Genomic DNA, 14,275 nt, shown 5'->3' on the forward strand with positions numbered 1-14,275 from the left:
TCTTCATTGAGGCCTGCAAGACAGGGGAGCTACTTTTTCAACAGAATCGGCCGAATGTGGCCCGTCAGGGAAAGATGGAGCGGCTCCGTTGCACTAGTATCGCGTCGACTTCAGCGGCCTCGTCAAAGGTCATCAGAGCCAGATGAAGCGGTAGTAAAAAAGCATCAGGATCTATTGCTTGTCGAAGTGCGTCGGCTTGGTGATCGTCCTTGCAGAGGATCATCAAGTCGATGTCAGCAGCGGCCGGTTCGTCCCGGTCGACTGATCCGAAAAGATGCCACTGAGTTCCTTCGGCCTTCGCTCCGAGATCGACCGCAAGCTGGCGTAGGCTAGTGATTACACGCTGGCGAATCATTTCTTAGCCAGGCGCGACATCAACTCTCCGAACATCAAGGCCTCTGCGCCCATCGACTTGGCAGCTGCGTCTGCTTGGCTGGTGATTGATCCGTAGCTCGTTGACTTGAGGGCAATATCAAAGTGACCGTAGTACGTTTTGGCATTGCGTACGTCCTCGGCACTCATATTGTACGCATCGATAATCGCAACGATGAGGCTGGGGTCGAACTTGCGATCGACCTTAAAAGCCGTCTCGTAGACGTAGGTGACGCGGGACACATGTGAGTGCTGATTCATCGCGGTGAAGTAAAAGTCCATATTTTTTTCCCGATAGCAGCCAGGGTCATGGTAATAGGACGCTTGGGCGACTTCGCGCAGCGTTCCGAACGCAGCAGACGCCCCATGAACGTAATTGATAGCCGCGCCGCTCCACCTTGCTTTAGACGGAATATTCACTACGAACTGAGGTTTGTTGGTATCGGCGAAGAGAGGTTCAACGTCCGAAAGCTCTATTATATTTTGCACACCGAGGACTGCGACTATGAATGAATCGCCATCCTTGCTCTTGACGACCAAAAAGTCCTCAGGAGTGCGCTCGACAATCTCGAGCCCTTCCTTGGTAACAAGCTTATCGGCGACCCAATTGGTTGCGCTGTTGCTCATTCGCCAGCCTCCAAAATCATGGATAACTCGGTTGGGAAGCGAGAAGCATCTTCCCGATTGCCTTCGATATGGAAGGCTTCCAAGTCGTTAATGTGTTGCCGAAATTGTTCCAGCGTCGCTTTTTCGTCGCCTACAAGCAGGTGGCGATTGGCATCAAGGATCGCGAGCATTCGTCTATTGTTGGGTAGGATGCACGCCAGCATCTTTCGCTTCCACTGCTCGGCCGCTCCGCTCTCCGGATTGCGGGCGGCGCCAATGTGAGGACCGTAGTGTTTGAAGATCGCGTGATTTTCCGCGAGAAGTGGTTCCACCACTCCGCGAGCACCGGCGCGATCACCGAGTTTCACTGCGCCGAAAAGCCCTTGAAGCTTATTCGCGTGCTCACGCTTCCAGCTCAGCATAGTTTTGTCTGGAAAGGCGCTGGGTGCCTTGTCCACCATCGTATGGCAGTTGGCGCAGAGCATCACCAAATTTTCGAAGGCTCCGCGCTCCTCAAGACTAAGGTCCGGTTTAGCGCGAGGCCCGGCATCGTTGGCCGCAAATACATGAGCCATCTCAGCGATGTGGACAGACTTGCCCGCCGCATCGATGAACAGCTCATTAGCGCATCCGGGGTTCTGGCAGTAGCCCGCCGATGCAGCGAAGAGTCGCCGCTGTGTTTGCGCATCAGGCGATGCTGCGCCTCTAGAGCACGACATTTTTGTACCCCTGGTTTGAAAGTGTTATCAATCACTCTCTTATCGGCTGAAAGCGGGCTGGCCAGAAGTGTGCTTTCGTACACGACAGAAGGCTTTTATGCCAGTCTGGGCATTCGAAAAATATGTGATGAATGAACTCAACGATGCTGAGTGCGCAAGCATCATGCAGAAGCTGTTGACGGAGTAGCACATCCAGCCCTTGGGTACGTCCATGATGTACCTTTGTCACCAGCGCGTTCTTCATCTCGCAGTTCCTGTTGCTTGATAGCTAACTCCGTCAAGCCGATCATCCGTTGATAACGCACTACGTAGACGTTAGCCATGGTGCCCAGTAAGAAGAGACCGATGTTTGCCCCAGCGACAGCTGTCACCCACGTTGATTGTTCGCCTAACTTTTGCAGGCTGACCAAGACAGCTAAACACCCGGGAACGATGCCAATCTTATCGATTGAGCCGACGACCCAACTAATGCGCTTTTCCAAGAATTGAGCTTCCATTTTCAACGCAAGGAGCCCTAGTTCCAATTCGATCCGGGGAAGCTCAATGAGCAATGGTAGGTGGCGGCTATCTACGTCCATCGGCTGTGTCACGTTGGCACGAAGGAAGGCTGCGAAAGGTCCGGAGATTACTTCGCGTAGTGTTTGTCGGTGGAACCAAACGAGCAGTATTGGTTGCAACAGAATGGTTAGATAGCCCAGTCCAAGAGCCCCCACGGCGGCGAGCTTTGCCCAGGCTGGCCCCCCGAGGTTGACCCACGCCACGAATCCAGCGGCCATCAAACAAGAGCTGACCAACCCGATCCAGAAAACGTAACGGGGGATGCGACTACGAGATCTATTCCGCTCTTCAGCACGTCTGGATCGCAGTAATCGTTTTTCGTCTTGTTCGATGTTCGCGAGGATGGATAGGAATTGGGACGTTTCCTGTGTCATCAGATACCTGTCTGGCGGTTAATAGTTGATGTGGAAAAGGAAGCACCCCGAGGTAGCTTCCTAAAATCGACACATACTCAGTGAGTTCTGTCTAGCCAGTTACACCCTTCCTCAATCGTGATGACCGCTGCTACGTAAGCATTATTGCCGATTTCAATAGGTTGAAGCACCTTTCTCAGCGACCGCTTTTGGCCGATTCTGTTGAAAAAATCGACTCAGGCTGGCTGTCCGTGCATTGAACGTTGAAAGTCCCATTTTGGCACGCAGCCACGTAAAATCTGAGTCCTGAATCCTCTGCTCAAAACGCAGATTTCAATCTCAGAAGCGTACTCTTCTGTCGTGAAAACCGAAGTCGACTTTTTCAACAGAGTCGGCCGATATCTGCCTGTGATGATCGATCTGACTGATCGATCACACGATTCATTGTCGCTTAGGCGGCTTGGTGAGTTTAGGGGCAACGCATCGATCTCGGTGCGAACTTGCCGACACCGGACTGTCGCAATAGCAGCACCTAGCATCCAGCGCGGGTCTCGTCCAACCCTGAATGCAAAAAACCGCCTACTCGCCTGAAAAGGCGGGTAGACGGTCAGTTAGCCTCAGTCGAACTGGGGCAGGGTGGGTTCAATGGGCAGGAGGAGGGAGGTGAATCGCCTGTCCGCCGAGGTGATGATCCAGAGCTTTTTCGCCGCTCCAACGTCAACGTCGTATTGCGAGAACAAACTGGCGCCGGTCAGCACCGCCAGTTCGTTTTTCTGTCTGTCCGTCCCGGGTAGATTTCCCCAATCTCCACAGAGGTGACGGTCCAGATAGGGCGCTATGTCCAACAGACCTTGTTGAGCGAGCGCCTCGACACCAAGGGTCATGACGATTTCACCGAGGGCAAAGAGCTCTCCAGGAATCCGCTTTTCAAGCGCCTCGGCTTCATGCCTGAGCATGAGCGTCAGCACCTGCCGCTCTTCTTCCTTTCGGTCTACGACCAGGCGCAGATCCAACAGGATTCGATCTGATCGCTCACCTGTGGAGGGAAAGCATTCGTGGCTGAAGTCAAAGAACAAAGGCTCATCATCCCATGCTTCCTGGATGACGGCTTTGCGAAGGGCCTGAAGTACTGCAGTCAGGCGATAGCCCTGTTCGGCGATGTGCAGTGGCTTTGCTATGTAAACACTCTCATTCCAGGCCCTTATCGTAAAAACGACAGGCAAGTCGAGCAGTGCTTCTTGTTGCGGTGTGAGTACATCGAGTTTCATAGGTCTCTCCAGAAAAACCCAAAACGGAGAGACACTGCGCCCGGACGGGGAGTGTTCCCCGCATGGGCAGAAATTGTGGTGTATCAGAACAACGCGGACAGTGCCCACGTCTTGAAGCGTTTAAAGCACAGGCCGAAACCTGTCGGTAGAGTGGTGAAACGATGAATCAGAACGGCCATTCTTTAACAACATAATCGAAAGTAAATTTTCCGATTGGAACGATTATGAAAGTGAAAATTATGCCAAGCTTCCAACATGTGACGGTCATTTTCTTATCAACGTCAGTCGCTAAGTCCGAAATGGATTTTTTCAGCTCGCTGCCTTGCTTTTCTATTGCAAGCCGAAGCTCGCCTCCTTGTTTTTCCATTGCAAGCCGGAGCTCGCTTCCTTGTTTCTCCATAGCAAGTCGAAGCTCGTTGCTTTGTTTTTCCATGGCAAGAGAGAAGCCGTTGCCCTGTTTTTCCATCGCAAGCCGGAAGTCACTACCCTGCTTTTCTATTGATGCACGAAGCTCGTTACCTTGATCTTTGATCTTTGATCTTTGATCTCAGCACGAAGCTCGCTGCCTTGCTCCTTCATTTCAGCGCGAAGCTCGATCCCCTGGGTAACAATCGCTTGGCTGAGCGTGTTTATCTGCTCGGTATGTGTTTTGACAGTGTCGCTGATCTCTTTGATCGAGCCACGCAGCTCTCGACCTAGATCGGCGTTTTTTTGAATCAGCAGTTTCTCCGCTCGTACCAGATCGGATTTCGTTGCTACGTTTCGCACTTCGGCCTCCCAAGCCTTTACGACGGCTTTGGCTTTTTCCGGTGGTACGCTGATGGCTGACAGCGCGTCATACACAGCCATAGATCTACTCATGGTGTCTCCTACTCAATAAAAACGTGACGAGGAGGCACCACCTGACGGTAGGTCTCCGTCACGGTGGGTTGCTGCATTCGATCGGCGAGGGTGTCGACGACTGTTCGCACTTCCGAATGCTGGGCGAACTAGGGATGATCAATGTGCTATCTGCACACCGTGGCCTCGAAGATCACGACCACTTGGGAAGGTGCTGCCAACGACAGCTAACCAGGTCAAATCATCGATCCAAACTCACAGGGTGAGATAGCCAGCCACTTCTGGTGAAAATGTAGGAAGCGGCCTAGCTCGTTGCGCGCAACTACACGTATGCCGCGCACAGCCATACAGAGAGCAGGGGACTCTGTTCTCAGTACTGGATGTGGTGTTCTTGTATCGCATGAGCTGTCACGGGATGTGTCTCAGGAGACGCCACGTCATTACGACTGCTTCGGTAGCGACACCGCTGTCCATAGCGGCGTCCTGGCACAACCCCAGCTGTTCAATACTGCATAGGGTGTGCGCATGGATTTAGAGCTGCGCGTCTGTTGACTCACATTGCGTCGTAGTAACCGAAATATCAGTTGATGCTGGTGTCGGCGTCGACGACTCGGTCTTTGAGACCGGTTTAGTAACAGGTGTTGGGAAAGCTGAAAGTAGTATCAGTGCCGCACTTATAGCGGTCAGACACATCATGATTATGAAAATCCTTCGTTCTTTGACTCTTTCGCGTTCTTCACGAATCTTAACCACGACGTCATCGGCAAATTTATTGCGAAGCTCACGATGTTGGTCGACGACGGTATTGCTGAGAGTGGCTATGCGCTCGCTCTGTTCTTTAATAGACGTACAGAGCGTACTAATTGAAAGATTTAACTTGTCACCTTGATATGAGATGTTTCGATTCAACAGATTTTCAGTAGATGTCAGATCATATTTTGATGCTGGATCTAGCACTTCGGCCTCCTAAGCCGTTGACAGCGGCTTTGGTCTTTTGGGTGGTTCATTGAAGACGGCTCATACTCGCAACGGCTGAGGAAACCTCAGCCGATCAATGAGCCGTCAGTACACGGTGTCCTTGAAGACAACACCACCTGGAAAAGGTTGTTGTTGACCGTCATCCCGATCTAATAATCGAGCTAAACCCTTTAGCTGAGATAGCCAGCCATTTCCCGGGTGGTTGTAAGGAGATACTTCGCTTGTCGCGTGCAGGTGATGTGTTCTGAGCTGGAGAACCGAGTGAATTTTGGCGCATTCCTCGAGAAAACAGCTGCCTCACAACTGACACATGCTTTTCCCTTTTGATGAAGCGCTTTTTCTGACAGATGCGTCCTCATGGATGCACTACATAATTAGGGGCACCACAAAATCGAGCAGTTGCGCAGCAGACCCGTTCGATGAACCCGCGGAATGTTTTCGCAGGTTCGCACGGGAAAATTGACGCCGGCCGCTCAGCCATCACCGCCTATCGCACCTGGAGCGATAGCGACTACAGGGAGAACAAACAAATGGATTTGAGTCCTGATACCACTGGCGATACCACCTATACGGTCCTGCTCAAGCTCAGCACAGAGCAAATGAAGAACCATGGCTTTCTGTATGAGCTGGCCCGCCGTATGGAGGACTGGGCCGGTGTCGAGATACTGAGCGTCCAGCGTAATGGGCATCGCGAAAACACATAGAGCCCGATGGACTATCGGGCTTGAGAACGAACGGCTTGTAAGTGAGGCCGATAAAAAACCATGGGATGGTGGAGGTACACGTGCACCCTTTGAATCTGGCAATCGCCTTTCAAGTTTTGGACAACATCAAAAATGGCCAGCTGCGTAGCTGCCTGGCCATGGGGTTTGAAGAGAAAGATCTGCAAACCCTGATTGATCCTCGCAGCATGGGGACGTTGGTGAACTCACCCGTTCCCTGGTTCAAGGTCGTCGTGGATGGCAGCATCGTCCACCGTCTGTTGGCCCATGCCAGTAATACGGATGAAGAGGACACGATCCGCCGCGCAATCACCCTGGGCGCGAGCACCCCCATGATCACTGAGCTCTTTGGTTTGCAGGCCAAAGAGATTGCCGTGCGCCGCGATATCCTGGGGATTCCCTGTCGCAAGGGACGTTGGCCTCTGGTCGGCCCTGAGGAAGAGCCCCGCCTGTGGGAGCATTGGGTCCGCCTGACGAAAGAGCAGGGCACCAACTTGCAGAACCCACGATCCGTCCTGGAGGTGACCATGTCGATGACCGAGTGCGAACCCACCTTGAACCTGACCATGGTCTGGAACCTCGTCCAGCGTTGGATCGCCGAAGGGCTGGTGTGAGATTCAGTCACGGTCACGGAAGTCACCGCTCTGGTGAGAGGAGAATGGCTCCCCTCACCAGACCTTCAGCAAGAGCTGCGCAGTCTCACCGCCACCACTACGGTCGGGAAGGCTACGGGGGAACGGTGTCCTGTCTTTCATGGGGCTCGTTCAGAGCGCACCTTGAAAGCCTAAAGCGCTTTTACTTACCTGGGCTGACCTCTTAGAGGATGCCCTTTGTCGCTTTTTCTGGCTTGACGACCACCTCATCAAGCCAGCTCCCAGACCACTCGAATGTTCTTCCTTTCCTTACCATTCGGAATCTCCCAAATAGGATTTGCCCAACATGTCGATTGAGGCATATTCCGTCGCGGTCAAACGGTCGCTGATCAACCATGTCAGCTCAGGTCTGCTGATTATCAGTAAGCACCTCGGCGCCACTGGCATGGACGTGGATAAGCTGAATGTCAAGATTGCATCAATCGGCAAACAGGCAGCTATCGGTGGCGCAATGTTTGGCGGCGGCCTGGCTATATCTGCCATGTTCAAGGCGCCTATTGATGCTGCAAGATAGTACGAGCTCGCCTTCACCAAGTTCAAGACCATGAACCTGGACGCATCCATCAATCAGCAGAGCCCGGCCTTCTCCAGCATGTCGGTCTGAACTGTGCGACACCGGCGGCGCTGGTTTGGTCCACGAGGTAGTTGGCGCAGGCCAGGCCGACCGTACCGGCGAGCACCAGGGCTAGGCTCAGTTGGGCGGCTTCAGCTTGATCATAGTACGTGTTCCCAAGGGTGGGAATGCGCTATGAGAATAGCTTTGGGCGGGCTAAACAGCTGGATGTTTGTCTAGGCTTCAGTCAGCGATGCGCCAGATATGCGTCAAAGTGCGTCGCTTTTCGCGGCCCTGCGAAATTGAGTGCCAGGTACCTGAAGCGAATACTCGAGCCCAACGGCAAGCCAGTCGACCATGAGCCTTTCATCATCGGCTGCAGCCTTCGTCTGATTGGAGTTCACTGTGAAGCTCACCGGCGGCCAAATCGTAGCGAAAGCGCTCAAGGCACATGGCGTGCAGTACGTCGCGGGCATCCCCGGATACGGTTCGTGGGCGATGGTCGATGCGTTGCTAGCACCGGGGACGGAAATTCCGTTTATTCAGGTGATGCAGGAGCAAAGCGCGGTCCATATGGCCGATGGTTACTTTCGAGCCTGCGGCCGGCCAATGGCGGCATTATTGCCGACGGCGATCGGTGTTTCCAAGGCGCTCGGGAGCATGGCCACGGCCTTTGCAGATTCGACGGCCGTACTGGTCATAAGCGGTGGGCAGCTGTCTCATCTGCCACAGTCCCTCTCGGCAGACACTTCCGTTCGGGCCCCCCATAGCGGCCATTCGCTGGGTGCAATCAAGGCTCAGCTACAAGCATCGACCATCGGAAACCTGCCGGCGCTCATGCATCAAGCGTTCAATACCATGCTCAGTGGGCGTCCTGGCCCGGTGAGTGTCGAGGTGCCGATCGCGATTCAGGTGGCGAGTGCACAGGTCCGTTTCGATCCCCCAAACACCCGCATGCCTACCGGTCGAATCGCCGCGCAAAAAGACCAGATCGAGCGCGCCTTGCAATTGTTGGTCAAGGCCCGGCGCCCGGTGATTCTTGCCGGCGGTGGGGTGATCGCGGCCGAGGCCTCTCTGGAACTGACGGCACTGGCTGAACGCCTCTTTGCGCCAGTGGTCACCACCACCAACGGCAAGGGCGCCATCGCTGAGGATCACCAGCTCAGCGCCGGCCCGATCGGCCAATCGGGCAGCCCGTGTGCCAATCAGTTGCTGGCTACGGCAGATGTGGTATTGGCGGTGGGCAGTCGATTGGCCAATACCCTCCAAGAAGGTTGGGAGGGCGGGGCGGTGTCGGCATTGGCCCATGTTCAGTTGATTCAGGTTGACGTGGATGCTCATGAAATCGGTCGCAACCATCGGGTGGAAGTGGGTATCACTGCCGATGCGTGCAATGTGCTGGCGGACCTGGTGGCGGAGCTTTCCCCGCAGCAGTGCCAAGGTTTCTCCCAGGCCCGTACAGCGTACCTGGAAGAATTAGGCGCCCTGCGTGAGGCCTGGGAGGCCCGCTTAGGGCTGGACCGCAACAACGATGCGTCACCTTTTATCGTGCAGCGCCCGCTGGCCGAGTTGCGCCGAGTGCTTGAGCGCGACGCGATCGTGGTGGTCGGCGCCGGCAGTGTCCAGGTCGCCGTGAGGCAAATGTTTGCGGTGTATCTGCCGCGTAGCCACCTGTGCTCCGGCAGCTTCGGCTCCTTGGGCTGGGCGGTGCCTGCGGCCATCGGTGCGAAGCTGGCCATGCCGGCACGTCAGGTGGTTTGCGTAGTGGGGGACGGTGACTTCTTGCAGTCCATGCAGGAGATGGCCGTGTGTGTGATGCACACCATTCCTGTGGTGTTTGTGGTGTTCAACAATAGTGGCTACGTGTCGCTCAGAGACGGCCAGGCCGAGGTCTTCGGCCGTCACCTGGGCAGTGAGTTCAACCTGCCGGATGGTAAACCCTATTCTCCGGATTTCGCCGAAGTGGCCAAGCATTTCGGTCTTGAGGCTTGGCGAGTCGAGCATGCCTCCCAGTTGCAATCGGCCTTGCAAAAAGCTGTGAATAGCAAGGGCCCGGCACTGGTGGAAATCATGACAACAAGAGGCAGCGCAGTGGCGGTCCATCAGGGCGGCCTGCATTTTCCTGCGCCTGTGTACGACGGTGAGTCGGCCGGTGCCGGTAGCACCGCGGGCCGATAAAACTGACTGGTTTTGTATGAGGATAATCATCGTGAGCACAAAAACAATAACGCCGCCCGACCCTGCAGCTTCTCCACCCAAACCGAAGCGTTTTCGCTTGAGTCCAGCAGCGCTGACAATCACCCCTACCTTCATCCTGGTCGCGATCAGCGTCTACGGCTTCATCGGTTGGTCGGCGGTGATTTCGTTCACCGATTCCAAGTTCTTCCCCAAGTATGACTTTGTGGGGCTGGCCCAGTATTACCGGTTGTGGGAGTCTGACCGCTGGAACACCGCGGTGATCAATCTGGTGCTGTTCTCCGTGGGGTTTTCAGTGATTTCGCTGCTGCTGGGCTTGATCATCGCGATCTTCCTGGACCAGAAAGTGCGTGCCGAAGGCGCGTTGCGAATGATCTATCTCTACCCCATGGCCATCTCTCTGATCGTGACCGGTATCGCCTGGAAATGGATTCTCAACCCAGGCACCGGCATCGAGCATCTGCTCAAGGGTTGGGGCTTCGAGAATGCCAGCTTCAACTGGCTGGTCGATCCGAACATGGCAGTTTATACACTGGTCATTGCGGCGGTGTGGCAAACGGCGGGCTTCGTCATGGCGATCTTCCTGGCCGGGTTGCGAGGGGTGGATGCGGAGATCGTCAAGGCGGCTCAGTTGGAAGGAGCGGGGGCCTTCCGGATCTACACCCAGATCATTATTCCGATGCTGCGCAATTCGATGTTTTCCGCGATCGTGATCCTGGTCTATCAGGCCGTGCGCTCGTTCGACCTGGTCGTGGCCTTGACCAATGGCGGGCCTGGCTACTCCAGCGATCTGCCGACCACCTTCATGTACAACTCCACCTTTCTGCGCGGGCAGATGGCACAGGGCTCGGCGAGCGCCGTGATGATCCTGCTGGTTGTTGTCGCCATCGTCGTGCCTTACCTGTATGGGGAGTTCAAGCGTGAACACAATGACAACCATCACTGAAAGTGCCACTGGCATTGATACTCGAGCCTTGCGCCGCAACATGATCACCCTGGTACGGCGCCTGGCCTTGTATGCCACGCTCATCGGCTTCGCGGCGCTCTTCCTGATGCCGTTGGTGGTCATGGTATTCGCCTCGTTCAAGGACATGGGCGCGATTGCGCACACCTCGATCCTGTCGTTCCCCACTCACCCCACGGTCCAACCCTGGGTCGATGCCTGGTCCAGTGCCTGCGTGGGCACCAGTTGCGTCGGTTTGCGCGGGTTCTACTGGAACACCATTCTGATGGTTGTTCCGGCCGTGGTGATCTCCTCTCTGATTGGCGCGGTAAATGGCTATGCCTTGTCGAAATTCCATTTTCGCGGGGCCAATCTGGTGTACGGGCTGATTCTGTTCGGCACCTTCGCCCCTTATCAGGTGATGCTGATCCCGATCGCCAAGATGCTCGCACTGTTCGGTCTGTCCAACGGTATCGGCGGCCTGATTCTGCTGCACACCCTCTATGGCTTGCCGATGACCACGATGTTCTTCCGCAACTATTTCATGACGGTTCCGCAGGATTTGATCAAGGCCGCGCAGGTCGATGGCGCGGGATTCTGGACGACGTTCCTGCTGATCATCCTACCCATGTCCACGCCGATGATCGTGGTCACGGTGATCTGGCAGTTCACCGGGATCTGGAACGACTTTCTGTTCGGGGTCTCCTTCACCAGTGGTTCCAGCACGCCGATCATGGTCGCGCTCAACAATCTGGTCAGTACCAGTGCCGGCGAGCGGCCCTACAACATCCATATGGCGGGTGCGCTGCTGTCGGCGCTGCCGACCTTGGTCGTATACGTCCTGGCGGGCAAATATTTCGTGCGCGGTCTGATGGCCGGCGCGGTCAAGGGGTAAGCACAAATGGCATCTTTGAACATTCGCAATGTAGAAAAATACTACGGTGAGTTGAGGACGCTCAAAGGCGTCAACATCGATGTGGACGATGGCGAGTTCCTGGTGTTGCTGGGGCCTTCGGGCTGCGGCAAATCAACCTTGCTCAGCGCGATTGCCGGGCTTGCGCCGGTGAGCAGCGGGCAGATCGTGATCGATGGCGTGGTGGTCAATGACATCGAATCGGCTGAGCGTGACATCGCCATGGTGTTCCAGTCCTATGCTCTGTATCCGACGATGACCGTGCGCCGCAATCTCACCTTTGGCATGCGTGTACGGGGTGCCTCGCGCCAGCAGCAGGACGAGGCGGTCAAGCGGGTCGCCGGCATTCTGCAACTCGATCAGTTGCTCGATCGCAAACCGTCGCAACTATCCGGCGGTCAGCGCCAGCGGGTGGCGATGGGCCGGGCCATGGTCCGTCAGCCGAAGATTTTCCTGTTCGACGAACCCTTGTCGAACCTGGATGCCAAGCTGCGCACCGACATGCGCGCCGAGATCAAGAAACTTCACCAACGGGAAAAGACCACCACGGTCTACGTCACCCATGACCAGATCGAAGCCATGACCCTGGCGACCAAAATTGTGGTGATGCAGGGCGGCGAAGTTCAACAGATCGGTTCGCCGCAGACCATTTACGAGCACCCGGAGAACCTCTTTGTGGCGCGCTTCATCGGCTCCCCGGCGATGAACTGCATCAGCGGCACGCTCAAGCTCGAAGGCGCTGATGCGGTGTTCGTGGGCGGTGCCCAAGCCTCCGCTGGCATGCGTGTCAACCTGGGTGAGATCAGCGCAGGTTACCGGCCGTATGTAGGGAAGAACGTCGTGCTGGGCGTGAGGCCTGAATGGCTGGCTCACTCAGCAGACATCACCTCGCCTGAGTTGATTCAGGCCGTTGTCGATGTAGTAGAGCCCACCGGCTCCGACAACTTCGTGATTCTGCTGGCCTGCGGTGAAACCCTGATGGCACGGTTCGCCCCGGGGGTCGGAGAGACCGGCCAGCGGGTTGGCCTGGCGGTCGATTTGAGCAAGGCGCTGCTGTTCGACGCCGCTACCGAGCAGCGCATCGCCCGGTAGCGTTGAACACCATAACTGACTGAAGAACACCCCTCACGCCGTTCTACCTGGACCGGTTGCGAGAGCCTGTACCCGCTGTTTACAAGACGGGCGCGACAGTACCTTTGCAAAACTGCCTCGAAAAGGCGGTATCTCCCACCCCGCAATAGAAGAGAAACGTGATGAAAAGCAATAAAAACGTTCGGAGCACAGGGCAATTGGGTTTCAAATGTGGCGCGCTCAGTGCCGTCGCATTGGCTGTGCTGTTGGGTTCAGGCATGGCATCGGCAGAGCAGAAGGAAGTCGAGGTGGTTCACCCCTGGTCCTCTGCGGGGGAGGCGTACGCCCTGGATGCCCTCAAGGATGCTGTGAAAAAGGCCAGCATTAGCTGGAAGGACTCGGCCATCGCCGGCAACGATGGCAATAATCAGCAGCAGGCCCTGCAAGCACGCCTGTCCGCAGGGACGGCCCCAGACGTGACGCAAACGGTGCCGAACCTGATGCATGCCTATGTCGACCAAGGCGTACTGACCAACCTCGATGAGTACGCCAAGGAGCAGAGCTGGGATGCCAAGCTCTCGCCGGAAATGCGCAAATGGGCAATGTATAAGGGGTCCTACTACGCCATCCCGTTGGATGAGCATCGTGAAAACATGATGTGGGCCAACAAGGCGTTGCTGGCCAAGTACGGCGGCAAGTTGCCCGAGAACTGGGACCAGTTCAATGCCATCGCCGAACGGATGCAAAAGGACGGGGTCATCCCGGTGGCGTTGGGCGGGGAAGACTGGCAGGAAGGCCAGATGTTCAGCTCGGTGATCCTTGGCATCGCTGGCAAGGACTTTTACACCAAGGCGATTCTTGAGCACGATCCGGTGGCCATCAAGAGCGACACGATGATCAAGGTCTTCGATCAGTTCCGCAAGGTCATCAACTTCACGGACAAGAACCGTATCGGCCGCGACTGGAATGCCGCCACGCAAATGGTCATTGACGGAAAGGCCGGTTTTCAGTTTATCGGTGACTTTGCCAAAGGCGAGTTTTTGCGGGCCAACATGAAGCCGGGTGAAGACTTCTTGTGTGCCGCGTCTCCAGGCAATGGCCGTGCGTTTGTATTTATTACCGACCAGTTGGCTTTCTTCAAGCAAAGCAGTGCCGAGCACCAGCAGATCCAGAAAACCTTTGCCAGCCTGGTACTCGATCCTACAGTGCAGGTCGAGTTCAACGCCCGCAAGGGCTCCATTCCAACCGTCGTCGATGTGCCGGCCGACAAGTTCGACAGCTGTGCCCAGATCAACCTGGCCGACCGCAAGGCCAATCAGACCGATGGCGGGATGTTGCCCTCGTTTGTCGAGAACATTGGCCAGGACCGCGATGTGCGCGGAGTGTTTCTGGACGTGATCACGCACTTTGCCAATACCCCTGCCATGACCTCGCGGCAGGCGGCTGACCGCCTCGTCGCCGATTTGAAAAACATCTAGGTAACTGCTGGCTGGACGGACTTGAGTCGTCCAGCCAGCGGTCTGCCCCGAC

15 protein-coding genes are annotated in these 14,275 nt (G+C 55.8%); 8 read left to right on the forward strand and 7 right to left on the reverse strand.

What is annotated here, in order from left to right:
• Nucleotides 1-64 precede the first annotated feature (64 nt).
• The 7 genes from AC07VG_RS11845 to AC07VG_RS11875 all read right to left on the reverse strand — a co-directional run bounded on the left by AC07VG_RS11845 (nucleotide 65) and on the right by AC07VG_RS11875 (nucleotide 4,737).
• Nucleotides 65-355, reverse strand: a complete 291-nt coding sequence (locus tag AC07VG_RS11845; RefSeq protein WP_495021159.1) for a hypothetical protein — start codon at nucleotides 353-355, stop codon at nucleotides 65-67.
• Nucleotides 352-999, reverse strand: coding sequence for a hypothetical protein (locus tag AC07VG_RS11850; protein ID WP_495021160.1), 648 nt, complete (start codon nucleotides 997-999; stop codon nucleotides 352-354). Before AC07VG_RS11850 ends, AC07VG_RS11845 begins: the two co-directional genes overlap by 4 nt.
• Nucleotides 996-1,697: a hypothetical protein gene (locus AC07VG_RS11855; RefSeq protein WP_495021161.1), complete on the reverse strand. Its 702-nt coding sequence runs from the start codon at nucleotides 1,695-1,697 to the stop codon at nucleotides 996-998. Before AC07VG_RS11855 ends, AC07VG_RS11850 begins: the two co-directional genes overlap by 4 nt.
• A gap of 161 nt (nucleotides 1,698-1,858) precedes the next feature.
• Nucleotides 1,859-2,629, reverse strand: coding sequence for a hypothetical protein (locus AC07VG_RS11860; protein ID WP_495021162.1), 771 nt, complete (start codon nucleotides 2,627-2,629; stop codon nucleotides 1,859-1,861).
• Nucleotides 2,630-3,225: 596 nt separating this feature from the next.
• On the reverse strand, nucleotides 3,226-3,876 hold the full coding sequence (locus tag AC07VG_RS11865) for a hypothetical protein (RefSeq protein ID WP_495021163.1): 651 nt from the start codon (nucleotides 3,874-3,876) through the stop codon (nucleotides 3,226-3,228).
• A gap of 166 nt (nucleotides 3,877-4,042) precedes the next feature.
• Nucleotides 4,043-4,342: a hypothetical protein gene (locus AC07VG_RS11870; protein WP_495021164.1), complete on the reverse strand. Its 300-nt coding sequence runs from the start codon at nucleotides 4,340-4,342 to the stop codon at nucleotides 4,043-4,045.
• Between the two features lie 29 nt (nucleotides 4,343-4,371).
• Nucleotides 4,372-4,737 (reverse strand): DUF1640 domain-containing protein, encoded by a 366-nt coding sequence (locus tag AC07VG_RS11875; protein ID WP_495021165.1) that lies wholly within the window; start codon nucleotides 4,735-4,737, stop codon nucleotides 4,372-4,374.
• Nucleotides 4,738-6,224: 1,487 nt separating this feature from the next.
• Here AC07VG_RS11875 and AC07VG_RS11880 point away from each other — a divergent pair.
• From AC07VG_RS11880 to AC07VG_RS11915, 8 genes are all read left to right on the forward strand, one after another.
• A complete protein-coding gene (locus tag AC07VG_RS11880) occupies nucleotides 6,225-6,398 on the forward strand; it encodes a hypothetical protein (RefSeq protein WP_495004332.1) in 174 nt (57 codons plus the stop codon).
• Nucleotides 6,399-6,478: 80 nt separating this feature from the next.
• Nucleotides 6,479-7,030: a DUF2857 domain-containing protein gene (locus AC07VG_RS11885; RefSeq protein WP_495021166.1), complete on the forward strand. Its 552-nt coding sequence runs from the start codon at nucleotides 6,479-6,481 to the stop codon at nucleotides 7,028-7,030.
• 325 nt (nucleotides 7,031-7,355) lie between these two features.
• Complete coding sequence (locus tag AC07VG_RS11890; RefSeq protein WP_495021167.1) at nucleotides 7,356-7,583, forward strand: hypothetical protein; 228 nt, start codon at nucleotides 7,356-7,358, stop codon at nucleotides 7,581-7,583.
• Nucleotides 7,584-8,027: 444 nt separating this feature from the next.
• Nucleotides 8,028-9,800, forward strand: coding sequence for a thiamine pyrophosphate-binding protein (locus AC07VG_RS11895; protein ID WP_495021168.1), 1,773 nt, complete (start codon nucleotides 8,028-8,030; stop codon nucleotides 9,798-9,800).
• 16 nt (nucleotides 9,801-9,816) lie between these two features.
• A complete protein-coding gene (locus AC07VG_RS11900) occupies nucleotides 9,817-10,764 on the forward strand; it encodes a carbohydrate ABC transporter permease (RefSeq protein WP_495021341.1) in 948 nt (315 codons plus the stop codon).
• A gap of 40 nt (nucleotides 10,765-10,804) precedes the next feature.
• Nucleotides 10,805-11,656, forward strand: coding sequence for a carbohydrate ABC transporter permease (locus tag AC07VG_RS11905; RefSeq protein WP_495021342.1), 852 nt, complete (start codon nucleotides 10,805-10,807; stop codon nucleotides 11,654-11,656).
• Between the two features lie 6 nt (nucleotides 11,657-11,662).
• Nucleotides 11,663-12,766 (forward strand): ABC transporter ATP-binding protein, encoded by a 1,104-nt coding sequence (locus AC07VG_RS11910; RefSeq protein ID WP_495021169.1) that lies wholly within the window; start codon nucleotides 11,663-11,665, stop codon nucleotides 12,764-12,766.
• 161 nt (nucleotides 12,767-12,927) lie between these two features.
• Nucleotides 12,928-14,223: an ABC transporter substrate-binding protein gene (locus tag AC07VG_RS11915; RefSeq protein WP_495021170.1), complete on the forward strand. Its 1,296-nt coding sequence runs from the start codon at nucleotides 12,928-12,930 to the stop codon at nucleotides 14,221-14,223.
• Nucleotides 14,224-14,275 lie beyond the last annotated feature (52 nt).

Source organism: Pseudomonas sp. GW821-FHT03C07 (assembly GCF_059420925.1).